We start from the raw sequence: 13,261 nt of genomic DNA, 5'->3' as shown, positions 1-13,261 counted from the left end.
ATAAACAGCAAGCAAAACGTTCAACCGCGTTTTGGTTGTTTCAGACGGATAAAATCAGCCAAGGAGGTAATAGACTGCAAAACTTCGCGGCTGGAATCGCCGCCACCGATCCGCACTCCATAAGTTTTCTGCACTGCAACCACCAATTCTACCGCATCGAGGGAATCAAGTCCCAAGGGCGATTGGGGCCCGACCAGGGGAGCGTCCACACAAACCTCCTCGGCAGCAACACCCTCAACATTACACAATTCAATAATCATCACTATCAATTCACGTGCCAAACTATCGTTCATAACTCTTGTTCCAGTCCTTGTTGTTACCGTTAAGCGCCTTAAATACCCCGCCGCATGCGGCGAAAAACCACTGCAGCAAACAGGATACAGGCCAGAAAAAGCCCGATCAGTGCGGCAACCTGCGGCATGACACTGAGCAGATTGCCATCGCGCACGAAGATTTCGAGGAAAGCATCGAGTCCCCAGCCGAGTGGTGAAATTACGCTCAGCTCCTGCATCGTGCGAGGCATCACGTAAACCGGAACCATCACGCCACCGAGGGCGGCGGCAATCACCACTGACACGGCACCAAAGGTGGACGCTTGATCGTAGCTGCGCGCTAAAACGCCGACCAGGATCCCGAAACCACAGGCTGCCAATGCCGCGGCCAGCGCCACAATCAACAACGCCAGCGGCGCCGAACCAAGATCCAAGACCGGGGTGCCGAGCAACGGCAGCACGAATCTGCCAACCAGCAGCATTAATCCGAACTGCACCAGACAGATGGTCACATAGGCAAAGACCTTGCCGAGCAACAGACTACCGCTTGACACCGGCATCGTCATCAGCCGGGTTAAAGTCCCTTGTTGACGTTCACGAATCAGGGTCCCTGCCAGCGGGATGACGATAAAAAACATGCCGAACAAGGTCCAGGCCGGGACATTTTGCTGCACCGAGGTCGGTAAGGTCGTATATTTTTCAAGATAAGCGGATTCCTCATGCAGTTCGAGCAACGTCTGGCTGCCCCACGCGGAAGAGAGTTGCGGCAGCAACAGCGGCTCGCCGGCCGGAAAGTAGCCGCCGGTCTGCTCAGTGATGCTGCGCTGTAACACTTCCGGCAGCAGTCGCGCCAAGGCTTCGCTCTTACGCGCAATCTCCAGGCCGAGCACCCCCCGCTGCAGAGCGTTGCTCACTGCCGTGCGATAGACACCACGCACGGTCGGATCGAAAAATATCAGCAAGCGGCTGGGCTCCAACGCGACCTCTTCGCCACCTAACGCCGCACGAACCGCCTGCTCGGCTGCCGTATTGATCCCAACACTGAATTGTCCGGGAATAACAATGGCAAACTGGTAATCACCGCTGAAGACCTTCTGGCGCGCCGTTTCGCTGTCCAACCTTTCACCTGCAACGGCTTCGACCAGATCGATAGCCCCGGTAGCTTCAAGCCTGGCTGCAAAATCCTCCCCCAAGGATCCTTCATCGAGGTTGACAAAGAGGGCGCGGGTCGCGCTCTCGCCGGTCGCCCGGAACAGGTTGTCCTGAATCAGCGACAACACCAGCACCAGCAGCATCGGCATGACAAACAGCACCAGCAACCCGCCCCGATCACGGCTGAGCAAGAGCAGTTCTTTTTTGATATTCGCCAGTAACAACATCGCTATCCGCTCTAATCGCGCAGCTGCTTCCCGGTCAAGGCCAGGAACAGATCTTCAAGGTTTTCACAGTCGGGAGCATCGGCCACCAGTTGCTTCGGTGCGCCGCAGGCGATCACCTTCCCGGCATCGATAATGGCAATTTCATCACAAAGCTGCTGTGCCTCTTCCATATAGTGAGTGGTATAAATAAGTGTCATCCCGGCACGGTTCAGTTCAGCGAGCCGCTCCAGAATCAGGTTGCGGGATTGCGCGTCGATGCCGACCGTCGGTTCGTCCAGAAACAGAAGCTCCGGTTCGTGCAGAATCCCGACCGCCAGATTCGCGCGCCGCTTCATCCCGCCAGAATAGGTCTCAACACGCCGGTCGGCACAGTCGAGCAGCCCGACCAGTTCAAGGCATTCCGTCACCCGCTCCTCGATTCGACGCCGCCCGACTCGCAGCATGCGCGCAAAGTAACGCAAATTTTCCCGGGCGCTCAAACTCGGATAAAGTGCGATTTCCTGGGGCACCAAACCGATTTTCCGCCGAACCGCATCCGCTTGCCGAACGATATCATGACCGAGCACCGTCAGCGTCCCGGAGGTCGGCAGCAGCAATGTACATAGAATCGAAATAGTCGTGGTTTTACCCGCGCCGTTGGGTCCGAGCAGGCCGAAGATACTGCCGCGCGCAACCGACAGGCTCAAGCCAGCAAGCGCCGGTTGCTGGCTTGAGCCGGGATAAACTTTGACCAGATTCTCGATCGAAAGGAGCTTATCTGTTGGGCAATCAGTCATTGTCTCTCGCAAAATCGGTCAACGACCGATCGCCGCCTGCAGGTCTTTAAAAAAGAGCTCTTCCTGGTCCGCACACTGACGCAACAACTCGGCAAGCTCGTCAAAGGAATCCTGCACCGCCGCCCGACCCTTACAGACCCGCGAGGCGAGCAGGGCAAAGCTACGCCACAAATCACCAATCTCAGTGCAGCGTTGCGACAGTTCCAGCAGTCGAGCATTGTCAAGAATAGCGGCCGCTTCCTGCAGAAAGGCGGCATAAATAAAACGGAATCCGCCGCCGCCGGTGCCGATTTCCTCTTGCATGCGGATGACGTGACCGAGATGTAAAATGGTTTTTTCTTCACCAAGCTTGGCCGGCCACTTACTCAGTTGCCGCGCCAACAGTCGGATCCCGCGAACCCCGGCCAACGGTGCCGGAATTTTCAGCATCATCCGGCAAACATCAACGATCCCAGCCTCGATCGCAGCCGGCAAGTCGACGACATCCGGCATTTTTTCGATGTAATAGATTTTACCTTTCGGCGCCAACGCCCCTTTGGCAAAACGCGCCTTACGCAGGTCGCTGGCCGGACAGCGCACTGTCTTTTCAAAGATCGGATCGCTGATCAGGTAATCCTCGCCCTCTTTGCCAATCACCACCAGATTGTGGCCATTGAAATGAAAGCGGTAAGCAGGGGGAAAAAACGGTAGCCAGAACACACCCGCCTGCGCTCCGACCGGACGACCTTCTGCAAGCAGTCGATCAAGCTCTCGCTCAGCAGCCGCGGGATCACGGAACTGCTGTCTTGTCACCTCAATACCGAGCCGTTTGGCGGCCTTTTTAAAAATACTACCAGGGCTGCTGCGAAAGGTGGTCAACGGCAGAAAGTTCAGTTTAATAAACGGCACGTAAGCGAAAAACAGTCCGCCACCGATCCCAAAAGCCAGCGCTTCGGAACATGGCAGGCCGTGATAATTGAGCAGATTGGCGGTCACGCCGCTTTCACAATGGGCGAACTGACGATGGGGAAACTCTATCTTCAAGATTTAGCGCCTTCGGGTTGTGCAAATTCGCTCAGAGCCAGATCTGCTGCTTCCGGCACACAGCGCAACTCAGCAACAGTGATACTGAACAGTTCGCAATAGGGGGATAGCGCCGCCGAGTCGAGTTTAGCAAAGACCGACGGCTTTAAGTGCCGCTTCACCCGCCAACGGGCGACGCCGGAATACTGGGAAAGCAAGGCCACATCCATCTGATTTTTGACCATATGATAAGCCAGCGCGCTCCTCTTTCCCGCCTTGATCGCGACTAACTCAGCACCTAACTGCGCATCAATCGCTTCCCAGGCCTGGCGCAGGGCAACCGTCTTGGCCTCCCAGCCTTCGCTCGCTTCGAGGGTGTAACTGCCATCGCTATCGACCGCATAATTGACTTCGCGGCAACCTGCCCCTAGGCCGCCTTGTTGTGGGACATCTTCTTTTTTCATAATTTAAAACAGATAACCGATCATCAGCAGCGCCGAATTGACGCCGCGATTATCCTCATGTGTATTGGCGTTAGAAATATGATGCAGACGCACGGCGGTCGTCAGCGCCGCGCCGCTCGGCAACGCATATTCGAGCCCCACTCCGGCCTGCGGATTAAAATTAAATCTTCTGCCCTGCCCCGCCACCTGAAAATCGCTATAAACCAGGCCAATGCCAGCCTCGCCATAGGGAGTCCAGCTGCCGCGCTTGAAACGTTCAAGATAATAGAGTGCCATGGCGTTGACCGCCAAAAGCCCACGCTGGCGGCCGTCGGTGGTGATGCCAGCATTGGCCTCAAGTTTAAGGCGCAACAGTTCCGGTGCGGCATGCCAGAAAATCCGATCATAATCGAACTGGACCTGCCCTTGCGCCATCAGCAAGCCGAAATGATCAGGACTATAAGCGGTACCGGCCAGCAGCGCCACTCCGTAACGGGTCGGTAGATAATCACTGGTAGAACTAGCTGCCTGGGCATAGACCGGCAGGGCAGAAACCAGACTGCAAACAACAACGAAAACTATCAACACAACACGCATCATAACCTCAGGTCGACAAGCGGATCAGGCCGTAATCGCCGCCCGCGCCGAATTTTAAACAGCTGAGCTTTTCGTCAGCAAGCGGCCTGGTTGTGACCACTTGTGCGGCCGATAAGCCACTCTGCTCAGGGCTTGCGTAAAGGGTGCGATCCCGTAGCGACAGTGCTGCCACCGCCAGATCCAGACCGGCCGCCGCCGGGAAACTGCCGTAGAGCGGCGCGTAGCCAGCAGCGGTGCGCCCGTCAAGCGCCTGCGCATAGCTGCGGCCGCACTCCTTATGACCATCGGCACCAACGATCAGCAGATCGTCCGATGGCAACGTCACCGGACAGGCGAGATGATTACCGAGCCTGACCGAATCGATAGCAGCGTAAGCGGCAGGCTCGTCAGCCCGGGTCAGGACGAAAAAGGCTGCCCCCTCACCAACGACGGCGCTCTGCTTTTGGTAATCAAACGGCTGCAACGGCCCCTGCTCACCAGCGCCGAAAAACTGCTTGCGACAGTAGCGCAGCACCTGGCAATATTCGTCGACCGCACCGAACAGCACCTGATCGACCCGACCCTCGGCCAACCACTGTTGCGCGGTCAAAAGGGCCGAAGGGACCGACATCTCAAACTGGGTCACGGTCAAGCTGGGCGCGGTCGATTTGAGCTGCATCGAGACGTGGGCCGCAGCGGCATTGTGCACCGAATTGGAAAAGTGGGTCGGAGAACTGCACGAGTAGCCGAAATCGAGATACGAATCAAGAAAATCGAAGGTGGTTTTTAATGGTCCATAACCGGTCGCGACGATAACCCCCATGCGCGAGCGCTCAGCGTTAAATATTCCGGCATCGGTGAGAGCCAGGCAGGCAGAATGTAACGTCAGCTTCGAACAGTGATCGATACGGCGCAGCGCCCGTTTCGGAAAAAACTCATCCAGCCCTTCCAGACTCGCCATATAGACCGGGAACTCATCAATTTCGCCATGGTGCTCAACATGCCCCTGTTGCGGCGCAACGGTGCCGCACTTCAGGGCCGCACGTAAGGACTCAACACCGAGTCCAAAACCGCCGGATACGCCAATCCCCTGGATCGCCATCCGCATATTAATTGTCTCCCTTGCCGAGGATCAGCACGGCATTATTGCCACCGAATGCCAGCGACTGCGAGAGGCCGACAGAGCCATCTAGCCGGGTATTTTTTAGCACTGGAGCAAGCCCTATTTCCGGATCGACGGCAGCGAAACCGATACTTGCCGGCACCTCGCCACGTTGCAGACACGCAACCGTAAACGCCGCCTCGATGCCGCCGGCAGCGCCCAGGGTATGTCCGGTGTAGCCCTTGGTGGAAAGAAACGGAACACCGGGTAAAACGTCACTCAGTACCCGGCCTTCGACCCGGTCATTATCCGGTGTCCCGGTTCCATGCGCATTGACGAAGGCAATTTCCGCGGCACTCACTCCGGCGCAGGCGAACGCCTCATGCATCGCCTGTTTCAGTCCCACTCCGTCAGGGTGCGGCGCGGTAAGATGGTATGCATCACAGGCAGAGCCATAACCAAGCATCTGGCCGCGCACTTTTTTATCGCCACGGATCTGCTCGCTCTCCAGAACCAATAGCCCCGCACCTTCGCCGAGATTAAGCCCTTTACGCTTAACATCAAACGGCTTGCACGGCTCGCTGTCGGTAATCATCAACGAACTAAAGCCAGCATAAGTCACCCGTAACAGTTCGTCAGCACCACCGACAATGACGATATCGCAAGCCCCACCCCGCAGCCAGGAGGCGCCGATGCCGATCGCATCGGTGCCCGACGAGCAGGCGTTGACCACGGTCTGTGTTGGGCCGTCCAGTTTTAGTTGCCGGGCGATCACCGCGGCCGGATTACTGCGCAGGAAGCGTTCCATGATCGACATCTCTGGAACGGCAGCATCTTTGTAAGCGCGATAGAAATCATCACAGTTCAGCGCACAACCAACGGTGGTCCCGACACAGACGCCGACCCGCTTGCCACGCAGACTCTCCACATCCCAACCGGCATCGGTTAAAGCTTGCAGCGCCGCGGCCAGTGCCAACTGACAGGTCCGCGAATAAGCGCTTTCCTGCTTATCCAGCGGCAGTTTAAACCCATCGCGCAATTCCAGCACCAAATAACTGGTCGGATGATCGGTGGTAAAACGGATCGGCGGATGCGGATTGCGTTCGCCACGAAACATGCTCTCCATACATTCAGAGAGATTTAACCCCGCCCCGTTAAGACAGCCGAGACCGGTTATGGCAAGCGGCGAATTGCCGGTCATTTTGGCAGGCGTTCTTCGATGTACTGTGCCAGGGTGTTGATCGACTGAAATGCCGGACGACTCTCGACCATGTCCTTGATTTCCACGCCGAAATGCTTCTGAACAATCACCACCAACTCAACAGCATCCAGCGAATCGAGACCAAGCCCCTCACCAAACAGCGCCATATCGTCTTCTATTTCCTCTGGCTCAACATCTTCCAGGTTCAAATCTTCGATCAAGACTTGCTTGAGCTTTTCTCTCACGCTCATCGGTAAAACTCCTTGTAAATTATTTAGTCACTATTTAGCGTCCGACTTAGCCGGCCAATTCTGCCACATATCGAAAAAATTGAAAAATTGAAACGGGTGTTCGCGACAAAAACCCTCCAAGGTCGCGGTAAACTGCTGAGCATAAGGGGTAAAAACCGCTTTCCCACGCCCTAATCCAGCCGGCACCCGGATCGTCCGATAGAGTTTTAACTCATAGCTATCCGCGCCAACGCGGTACGACAGGAGCACCACGATCGGCGCCCCGGTTGCCGATGCCAACTTGTAGGCACTAAAAGGCACGGTTATGCTGCCACCGATAAAATCGACATCGACGCCATTGCGGTCTTCGCCGAGCATCCGATCGCCCATGACCGAGAGGATCTCACCACGCTTGAGGACGTCGAGCATCTCAAACACCCCTCCTAAGGTTCCGCGCGGGTCAATAATCCGGTAGGGACATTCGATTCCGGTGTGCTCAAAGTGATGCCGATCGATATCACCCTCTTCACGCTGCATCAGCAGATGGACCGGGGTATCAACACAACTCAACACCGAAGCCGCCACTTGCCAGCAGCCGACATGAGCATTGACCAGAATCACCCCTTGCCCTTCGGCCACCAAGTCGAGGAGTTCCTGTTTGCCGCGCAGCTCAACCTTGACCCGCTCCGGACCAAGGATCCCAATCAGCGCCCGCTCAACCAGAACCTTACCCAGCTCAAGGGTCATCCGGTAACAGTTCCAGAAATGCGCCCAGCGTCCCGCGTCAGGAAACCTGCGCAAAAGGTAATAACTGCATTTCCGCCGTACCGATGGCAGCAGAGTATAATAGAACACCACACAATAAAGAAGCAGATAGGCCGCGCGTCGGCCACCGCAGCGGATCAGCAAATAAAAACATTGATGTTGCCACCATGAGCCGATACTGCGGCTGGTCCAGTTTTTCTCATCGGGTTGTGAGCAGCGAGGGTCAGTCGACGACACGGCCTGGCCTTTTCAGCTCTCGGCTGAGCATGCTTGCCAGCTGGTAAATAACTAGACCCACCAGCAGCGCCAGCAACGGTCCGAGCAGCAGCGATCCGAGCAGCCACTCGTACAGGCGATCGAGAGCCTGATAACCGAGCGTTTCCAGCGATATCTCAGTCAGAAAGCTGCCATTGCGCATGAAGTAGCCGACCTCGATACAGAGCCCGGGGACAAAAGGTGGCATACACAGCTGACTGGCGCCGACCGCTGCCACTTTGTTCAGACGAAAGAATCCGGCCAGCAGCAGAATAACAATCGTATGTGCAGCCAACAGCGGCAAGGCGCCGAGAAAAATCCCCAACGCACCGGCGGCGGCCAGCTGTGCAGGGGTGGCATTCTCGCTCAGCAGCGCCCGAATTGAACGCAGCGGGTGCATAATCGTAATCTTGGTTTCAACCTCCCCGCCCTCAACCAATTTGCGATGCGGCCATGGGGCGACCGAACGAAACGTCAATTTGGTATTCAGCAGGGTCAGCCTGAAGTTGTCCATAAAGCCGCGAAAGTGAGAAATCCTCTCTTGCGCCGGCGGATAAAAGACCCGGATATCGACATCGTGCAATGCCACTCCAGCCCAGGCCGCGCGGACCAACACCTCTATTTCGAACGAATAGTGCGTTTCATGCAGCGGCAGGCCGAGAACGATTTTTACCGGATAGGCCCGAAAGCCGCTTTGCGTATCAGCTAGCGACTTGCCAGTCTGCACCCGCAACCAGAAATTGGAAAACTTACGCCCAAAGCGGGAGGATCCTGGGATAGTCGTCTGCTCGAAATCCCGTTTACCAACGGCAATCCCGCTCGGATCGGCCTCAATCGCAGCGAAGAACTTCGCTAAATCCTCCGGATAATGCTGACCATCGGCATCGAGCGTCACAATATGGCTAAACCCGAGCCGCTCTGCCTCCAACAATGCGGTTCGTAACGCCGCTCCCTTGCCACGGTTTTCGGGATGCCGGAGCACCCTGACATCGAGACCTTCAAGCACCGTCGCACCGGCATCGCTGCTGCCGTCATCGACCACCAGCAACTGGTCATGGAAGCGCAAGGCCTTTTCCACCACCGCGCGCACGGTCTGCGCGTGATTATACAGCGGAATGACAATCAGAATCTTCGCAGGTACGGCTTCTGTCATCCGTCACCCTCGCCGAGCCGCTTATTGCTTTTAATAAAGCTCATAAAGCCGAGCAGGTTGCCCAGAAAGCGTTTCCAACTGTCGGGTGATTTCCACAACATCGCCAGGTAACCGAGCAGTACCTTGGGCCGCTGAAAGTGGCTCTTGTAGAAACCAATAAAGAGTTCTTCCATCCGCTCTTTGGTCATGCCGGATGGAACAAATTGAAAACTCATGCAATCCATCTTCGGCCAATCCTCGTCAAATTCGCCGAGATCATGAATCGTCTCGTAAATCGGCGAGCCGGGAAAGGGGGTGAATTTGGATAGATTAAAGTCATCGATCGGTAGCGAAAAGACATACTCCATACTCAGTCGGATGCTCTCTTCACTCTCGCCCGGCAGCCCCATCATAAGCAGACCTTTGACACGAATCCCAGCCTTTTTGATCAGCCGTATGGTATCCGCCAGCATGTCTAGATCGGCATTTTGCCGATGCTGCGCCAATAAGTTCTCATCACCGGTCTCGATGCCGAGGCTGACCATCCAACAGCCAGCGGACTTCATCAGCGTCAACAGTTCAAAATCGACGTGCTCGGCCCGTACCGCGCAGTTGAAAGTCATGCCGAGAGGGTGTGCAATCATCATATTGCAAAAATCCTCGACCCGCTGCCGCTGGAAGGTGAACTGATCATCGTAAAAATTAATATGCCGAATACCGAATCGGTCGTGCAAATACTTGACGTGCCGATAGAGATATTCGGCTGAATTATGGCGGAAGGTGCGCTGAAAAACCGAGCGATCGCAGTAGCTACAGGCATAGGGACAGCCACGACTGGAGATACAGCTGGTACTCGGCGCTGTGGGATAGTTAAAGATCGGGAGTTTGTAGACCTCAGGATAACCTGCAAGCTTTTCGTAGGCCGGAAACGGGAGACTATCGAGAACCAGTGCCTCAGTGCGATACCCATTGAACTCAGGGGAGCCATCCACCTTACGCCACACCAGCCCGGCCACCGAGTCTGCATTATCAAAGCCGTTGCCCATCAGCTCACGCAGGGTTTCTTCGCCCTCGCCAATCACGGCGATATCAACTTCGGGATAATCGCTGAGCAGCTGCCCTTTAAGCGCTGAGATGTGCGAACCACCGAAAACGGCTCGAATCTGCGGGGAAATCCCCTTAGCCAGCTTTGCCAGCCGTACCGCATCCAGAAACGACGAGGTGGTGCAACTAAAACCGATCCATGCCGGCCGATGCTGTTGCAGATAGTCGACAATTTTGCTATCCGAGTCGGGATGAGCATAGCAGTCGATAATATCAGCAGTCAGGTTCTCACGCTCCAGATAGGCAGCAATACTCGCCAGCCCCAAAGGCGGCATGATATTCACTATCCGCGAAATATCGCGGCCGGCAGCATCAACGCTGTAGCCTAGCGGATGAACCAGCAGAATTCTCTTGCAATCCATTGTCAGCACAGACCTTTTCTAATCTTACGCGGCTTTTCCTTAAACGATACCATCGTATCCCAAAGCAGCCCGCGATAGCCAGAGCGGCGCAGGATATCGAGCCGCAGCTGCCCTTGCGACGGCGGGAAAATCCATTCCCGGCGCTTTTTGAAGGTTTTGAGGATCATCTCGTTCATCTTTTCCACCTCAATCTGCGGTGAAAAATAGTAGGCTGGCATCAGCAGTTGGCGATCAGCCGCGATGACCCGCTCTGCGATCGCCCGCTGGTGCAATTCGGTCCCCGGTAAGATGCGAATCCCAGAAAAAGCAAAAACCACACTATTATCAATCCGCTCGATATTTTGCAGCCCTTCACCAAGCGAAGCATAGGATTCATCGGGACCACCGAACATAATATAATGCGCGGCCGGGAGCTGTTCGGCAACACAGGCCGCATTGACCGCCAGCACCTCGTCGAACGTAAAGCCTTTCTTCAGCCCGTTCAGGGTGGTGTCACTGCCAGCATCAGTGCCCAGCTCGACAGCATACAAACCGGAACGTTTCAATAGTTGCAATTCCGCCCGCCCGAGCCCCTGGGGACGAAAAAAACCGGTCCAGCTAATTCCCAGGTCACGGCGGGCCAGTTCGTCGGCAAACTGCAGATAATGCCCCTGGGCGTCGTTAAAAACCGAATCGGTAAAAAAGAAACTACTGATGCCGAAATCGCGTTGCGCCTTGACGATATCATCGACCACCGCCGCCACGGGCTGGGGTCGGAACTGGTTGCCTTCAAGGGCCGGATAGGTACAGTAGACGCACTGATGGGGACAACCGCGTTTGGTCTGGATATTGATCTGACCACTTTGCGCCTGATAAAAGTCGACCAGCTTTTGCTCATAGAGCGGCGAACCGATCTGCTCGGCGCGCAGTGGCTGCAGTTGACCGTCGCTTAGGCGCGGCACCTGCCGACCAGCAACCAGACCCTCCACCATGGCGCAGATCAGTTGTTCGCCTTCGCCGATAATCCCATAGTCGACACCGAGATAATCCAGGATAGCCTCCGGCATGACCGTGAAGGCAGAGCCGCCAACCACCATCGGTGCAGCACTTTTGCTGCGCATCAGCTCTGCCAACTCTTTGGCCTGCGCCAGATACCAGGCGCTCTCCTGGGCAAAGGAATCGACATTATCGATATTGCGCAACGACAGACAGATAACATCGGGCACGAAATTATCCAGCGCCGCGAGCAGCGCGGACTGCGATTCCCCCTCAACCAAATAATCAAACTGCAACACCTGATGTCCACCAGCGGCAAGCGCTCCAGCAATCACTGCCATGCCGAGTGGATAGACCGGATAGGGCTCAGTGGTGGTATTGGTTGAAAGAAGGAAGACCTTGCTCATTTTGCGGCCGCTTTTTTAAATTGACGGCGCTTGCGCGGCTGGTAACGACGATAGGTTCCGTCCTCGATTTCACGCCGGATGACCTGTTCAAACAGTTTCCCCATCTTCAACTGATGACCACTCTCCGCGTTGAAGGCATCCCAGGCGTAGTAGTACATCTCCTGCAACTTTTCCGGCGTCATCTGCTTCGGCTGGAAGACCACTTTGTCAGCGGTGTACTTGAGCCAGTCGTTGGAGAGGATACGGCCTTCCTTTTCCATCTGCCGCCGGACCGGTGAATGGGGGAAGGGGGTCATAATGGTGAACTCGGCGACATCCAGTTCGATCTCGATCAAAAAATCGACCAGCCGCTTGATGTCATCTTCGCTCTGATCGTCGGTGCCGAGAATGATGGTGCCCTCGATACCGATACCGTGATCCTTAAGCCGTTTGACGCGATCACGGATGTGGTCGGAGGTATCGAAAACCGCCTGATAGACATACCAGGCCCCCGCATCGGCCGCCAGCTTGAGGACTTCTTCATCATCCATAATCGGGTGGGAGACCCACTTCTTCTTTAGCGGCGCCATCTCGGTAAACAGATCGATCAGCCATTGGCGATCTTGGGCCAAAGAGTTATCAACGATAAACATCCGGTTGTTCTGGATCGACGCCATCTCCTCGATCACCTTGTCGATCGGACGCGGGCGAAAACTTTTGCCGCCGAGAAAGCCGGTGCAACAGGGGTAACAATCAAACTTACAACCACGTGAAGCGTGCACCAGATCGAGCATCTGTACCCCGCGGTAGTTGTATTTCTCGCGATCAAGGATCTCACGCTTGGCGGTGCCGACCAGATTGATATCAGGATGATTCTGCATGTAATCGTAACGGGGCTGCAGTTCACCCCGTTTGAAATCCTCGACCACCTGCCCGAAACGGCCCTCAACCTCGCCGAGAAAAACTGAATCGGCATGCAGCTGAACTTCATCAGCATGCAGCATCGTCGAGATGCCGCCGAAAATGACTTTTTTGCCGCGCTGACGAAACTCAGCGGCAATTTCAAAAGCGCGGGGCAACTGGGATGAGAGCATGGTTGATATGGCGACCAGATCACAACTGGCGTCAAAATCGATCTGCTGCAGATTATCATCGGTGAAGTTGATCTCCACCTCATCCGGCATGGCCGCGGCAAACACCACCGGGCCGTGTGGCGGCAGGTGAAATTCAGTCTGTCGATCCAATTTCGGCCAACGCGGATAAATCAGTTCCATCTTCATGCGCTATAAACTCCTTTACTA

Annotated in this window: 14 protein-coding genes; all 14 read right to left on the bottom strand. The window is 55.6% G+C overall.

The window, feature by feature from the left end:
* Positions 1–20: 20 nt before the first annotated feature.
* The 14 genes from ACZ5PT_RS08490 to ACZ5PT_RS08425 are packed head-to-tail and all read right to left on the bottom strand — an operon-like array spanning position 21 to position 13,240.
* A complete protein-coding gene (locus ACZ5PT_RS08490) occupies positions 21–293 on the bottom strand; it encodes a phosphopantetheine-binding protein (RefSeq protein ID WP_464266385.1) in 273 nt (90 codons plus the stop codon).
* Positions 294–331: 38 nt separating this feature from the next.
* Positions 332–1,651, bottom strand: coding sequence for an ABC transporter permease (locus ACZ5PT_RS08485; protein WP_464266384.1), 1,320 nt, complete (start codon positions 1,649–1,651; stop codon positions 332–334).
* An 11-nt stretch (positions 1,652–1,662) separates the two neighbouring features.
* A complete protein-coding gene (locus tag ACZ5PT_RS08480; RefSeq protein ID WP_464266383.1) occupies positions 1,663–2,427 on the bottom strand; it encodes an ABC transporter ATP-binding protein in 765 nt (254 codons plus the stop codon).
* Between the two features lie 18 nt (positions 2,428–2,445).
* On the bottom strand, positions 2,446–3,450 hold the full coding sequence (gene darH / locus ACZ5PT_RS08475) for a BtrH-related acyltransferase DarH (protein ID WP_464266382.1): 1,005 nt from the start codon (positions 3,448–3,450) through the stop codon (positions 2,446–2,448).
* On the bottom strand, positions 3,447–3,893 hold the full coding sequence (locus tag ACZ5PT_RS08470) for a DarG family dialkylresorcinol biosynthesis protein (protein ID WP_464266381.1): 447 nt from the start codon (positions 3,891–3,893) through the stop codon (positions 3,447–3,449). The genes darH and ACZ5PT_RS08470 overlap by 4 nt, the downstream gene beginning before the upstream one ends.
* A gap of 3 nt (positions 3,894–3,896) precedes the next feature.
* A complete protein-coding gene (locus ACZ5PT_RS08465; RefSeq protein ID WP_464266380.1) occupies positions 3,897–4,460 on the bottom strand; it encodes an acyloxyacyl hydrolase in 564 nt (187 codons plus the stop codon).
* A gap of 16 nt (positions 4,461–4,476) precedes the next feature.
* Positions 4,477–5,556, bottom strand: coding sequence for a beta-ketoacyl synthase N-terminal-like domain-containing protein (locus ACZ5PT_RS08460; RefSeq protein WP_464266379.1), 1,080 nt, complete (start codon positions 5,554–5,556; stop codon positions 4,477–4,479).
* A 1-nt stretch (position 5,557) separates the two neighbouring features.
* Positions 5,558–6,751 (bottom strand): beta-ketoacyl-[acyl-carrier-protein] synthase family protein, encoded by a 1,194-nt coding sequence (locus ACZ5PT_RS08455; protein WP_464266378.1) that lies wholly within the window; start codon positions 6,749–6,751, stop codon positions 5,558–5,560.
* Positions 6,748–7,002: a phosphopantetheine-binding protein gene (locus ACZ5PT_RS08450; protein ID WP_464266377.1), complete on the bottom strand. Its 255-nt coding sequence runs from the start codon at positions 7,000–7,002 to the stop codon at positions 6,748–6,750. The genes ACZ5PT_RS08455 and ACZ5PT_RS08450 overlap by 4 nt, the downstream gene beginning before the upstream one ends.
* Positions 7,003–7,032: 30 nt before the next feature.
* On the bottom strand, positions 7,033–7,983 hold the full coding sequence (locus ACZ5PT_RS08445; RefSeq protein WP_464266376.1) for an LpxL/LpxP family acyltransferase: 951 nt from the start codon (positions 7,981–7,983) through the stop codon (positions 7,033–7,035).
* Positions 7,970–9,154, bottom strand: coding sequence for a DUF2062 domain-containing protein (locus ACZ5PT_RS08440; RefSeq protein ID WP_464266375.1), 1,185 nt, complete (start codon positions 9,152–9,154; stop codon positions 7,970–7,972). The genes ACZ5PT_RS08445 and ACZ5PT_RS08440 overlap by 14 nt, the downstream gene beginning before the upstream one ends.
* Positions 9,151–10,599, bottom strand: coding sequence for a B12-binding domain-containing radical SAM protein (locus ACZ5PT_RS08435; protein ID WP_464266374.1), 1,449 nt, complete (start codon positions 10,597–10,599; stop codon positions 9,151–9,153). Before ACZ5PT_RS08435 ends, ACZ5PT_RS08440 begins: the two co-directional genes overlap by 4 nt.
* A 2-nt stretch (positions 10,600–10,601) precedes the next feature.
* Positions 10,602–11,981, bottom strand: a complete 1,380-nt coding sequence (locus ACZ5PT_RS08430; RefSeq protein ID WP_464266373.1) for a lipid biosynthesis B12-binding/radical SAM protein — start codon at positions 11,979–11,981, stop codon at positions 10,602–10,604.
* Positions 11,978–13,240, bottom strand: coding sequence for a B12-binding domain-containing radical SAM protein (locus ACZ5PT_RS08425; RefSeq protein WP_464266372.1), 1,263 nt, complete (start codon positions 13,238–13,240; stop codon positions 11,978–11,980). The genes ACZ5PT_RS08430 and ACZ5PT_RS08425 overlap by 4 nt, the downstream gene beginning before the upstream one ends.
* Positions 13,241–13,261 lie beyond the last annotated feature (21 nt).

The organism is Desulfuromusa ferrireducens (assembly GCF_055389805.1).
The sequence above is the reverse complement of the archived record's forward strand: the minus strand, read 5'-3'. Positions and strand labels throughout refer to the sequence as shown.